General features: G+C 60.9%; 4 protein-coding genes. 1 reads left to right on the forward strand and 3 read right to left on the reverse strand.

Translation table 11 applies throughout. The annotated features are described in order from the left end of the window. Positions 1 to 49 precede the first annotated feature (49 nt). The 3 genes from ACRESD_RS16565 to arsC are packed head-to-tail and all read right to left on the reverse strand — an operon-like array spanning position 50 to position 1,414. Positions 50 to 466: a DUF2069 domain-containing protein gene (locus ACRESD_RS16565; protein WP_431751913.1), complete on the reverse strand. Its 417-nt coding sequence runs from the start codon at positions 464 to 466 to the stop codon at positions 50 to 52. Continuing rightward, positions 456 to 1,064: an NAD(P)H:quinone oxidoreductase gene (wrbA, locus tag ACRESD_RS16570; protein ID WP_431751914.1), complete on the reverse strand. Its 609-nt coding sequence runs from the start codon at positions 1,062 to 1,064 to the stop codon at positions 456 to 458. The genes ACRESD_RS16565 and wrbA overlap by 11 nt, the downstream gene beginning before the upstream one ends. Beyond that, a complete protein-coding gene (gene arsC, locus ACRESD_RS16575) occupies positions 1,061 to 1,414 on the reverse strand; it encodes an arsenate reductase (glutaredoxin) (RefSeq protein ID WP_431751915.1) in 354 nt (117 codons plus the stop codon). The genes wrbA and arsC overlap by 4 nt, the downstream gene beginning before the upstream one ends. 115 nt (positions 1,415 to 1,529) lie before the next feature. Here arsC and ACRESD_RS16580 point away from each other — a divergent pair, with 115 nt between their 5' ends. After that, entirely contained in the window at positions 1,530 to 1,991 is a 462-nt protein-coding gene (locus ACRESD_RS16580; protein WP_431751916.1) for a TlpA family protein disulfide reductase, read from the forward strand. Positions 1,992 to 2,080: the final 89 nt, after the last annotated feature.

Consider the following 2,080-nt stretch of genomic DNA (forward strand, 5'->3'; position numbering starts at 1 on the left):
TTGGAATGCATTCCCCTGTGGGAGCGGGCTTGCTCGCGAAGACTGACTTTCAGGCGCCTCGGGCTTCAGCCAGCCGCCGATTCAACTGATGCCGCCACCGCACATACAGTAACGCCGTACAAAACACCGCCAGGCTCGCCAGCATTTCCAGCATTCCGAACACCTGCCGGTTCGGGTCATACGCCGCCAGCGCCCCCTTGATGAAGTACAGGTTCACCACAAAGCACATCCACGAATGCCCGCGAGCACTGCCCAGCAGTATCCCGGGTGCCAGTATCAGCAGCGGCACCAACTCGATCAGCAGGATCACCCACGGACGGGCGCCGTGCAGGTCCGCAACGAACAGGTAATACACACAGAGCAGACCCACCAGGCCAAGAAATGCCAACAGGCTCAATGCCCGCGCCACCTTGACCCGTGGTTCAAGCCACGCTTGCGGCGGCAGGACCTTAGGCTTACTGGCCACGGCCGTTCTCCAGCAACAAGGCCGTGTTTGCCAGACGCAGACCCAAGGCGCGACACAGGGTGATTTCATGTTGATCGAGCATGCGCTTGCCATCCGGTCCCGAATGGTGGCTGGCGCCATACGGCGTGCCGCCACCCTGGGTGTCGAGCAACGCCTGCTCGCTGTAGGGCAGGCCGGTGATCAGCATGCCGTGGTGCAGCAACGGCAGCAGCATCGACATCAGCGTGGTTTCCTGGCCGCCGTGCAGGCTCGCGGTAGAGGTGAACACCCCGGCCGGCTTGCCCACAAGGGCACCGGTGAGCCACAGGTTGCTGGTGCCATCGAGGAAATACTTGAGCGGCGCGGCCATGTTGCCGAAACGGGTCGGGCTGCCCAGGGCCAGGCCCGAGCAGTTTTTCAGATCATCGAGGCTGGCATACAGCGCGCCTTCGTCCGGGATGCTCGGCGCCACGGCTTCACACTCGGTGGAGATTGCCGGCACGGTGCGCAGGCGCGCCTCCAGGCCGGCCTGCTCGATGCCCCGGGCAATCTGCCGAGCCATTTCACTCACCGAGCCATTGCGGCTGTAATACAGCACCAGCACATAGGGAGACGTCACGGCAGGATCTCCAACACGTTTTCCGGTGGGCGACCAATGATGGCTTTGTCGGCGGTTTCCAGGATCGGACGTTCCATCAACTTGGGGTGCTCGGCGATGGCGGCGATCAATTGTGCTTCGCTGAGGCTGGCTTCGGCCAGGTTGAGGGTTTTGTTTTCGTCTTCGCCGGTGCGCAGCAATTGGCGCGCACTGATGCCGAGCTTGCTCAGCAGAGCCTTCAGTTGCTGGGCGTTCAATGGGGTTTCCAGGTAGCGCACGACGGTCGGAGCGAGGCTGCGAGCCTCCAGCAGTTCGAGCGCACCGCGGGATTTCGAGCAGCGCGGGTTGTGATAAAGCGTCAGATCGGTCATGTGCGGGTCGCATCTTACGTAAGGTGGCGGGTATTCTACCTGCGCGGCGGCCCGCTCTTAAACCGTAAGAGGCGATAGGTCGCAGCCAACGTTCATTTTTACGAAGGATTACCCCATGACTAGGCGACTGATCGGTGCATTGGCGATCATCACAACCCTGCTGCTCAGCGGCTGCGGCAATGACTACGGCGTTGACCAATACGGCAAGAAAGTGGCGGCCGACCGTCTGGACAAGCAGTGGGTGGTGGTCAACTACTGGGCTGAATGGTGTGGCCCATGCCGCACGGAAATCCCTGAGCTCAATGCCTTGGCCGACCAGTTGAAAGCGCAGAATGTGGGGGTGTTCGGAGTCAACTTCGACAATGTGCAGGGTGAAGAGCTCAAGGCCGCCAGCGAGAAACTGGGGATCAAGTTCACCGTCCTGGCGCAGAACCCGGAAGGGATCTTTGATATCCCGCGCAGTGAGGCGCTGCCAGTGACCTATATCATTGATGACAAGGGCAAGGTGCGTGAGCAGTTGATGGGCGAACAGACGGCGGAAGGGGTGATTGCGAAGCTCAAGGCCTTGCGCGGCTAGACCAACAACTCCAAATAAATGTGGGAGGGGGCTTGCCCCCGATGGCGGTGTAGCAGTCAACTGATGTATCGACTGACACACTGCTATCG

Origin of the sequence: Pseudomonas sp. (genome assembly GCF_050739995.1) — a bacterium.
GTDB lineage: Bacteria > Pseudomonadota > Gammaproteobacteria > Pseudomonadales > Pseudomonadaceae > Aquipseudomonas.

What these genes read in the sequence shown, in the direction of transcription:
- arsC (WP_431751915.1), bottom strand. Translation starts at nt 1,414, where the DNA reads ATGACCGATCTGACGCTTTATCACAACCCGCGCTGCTCGAAATCCCGC.
- ACRESD_RS16580 (WP_431751916.1), top strand. Translation starts at nt 1,530, where the DNA reads ATGACTAGGCGACTGATCGGTGCATTGGCGATCATCACAACCCTGCTG.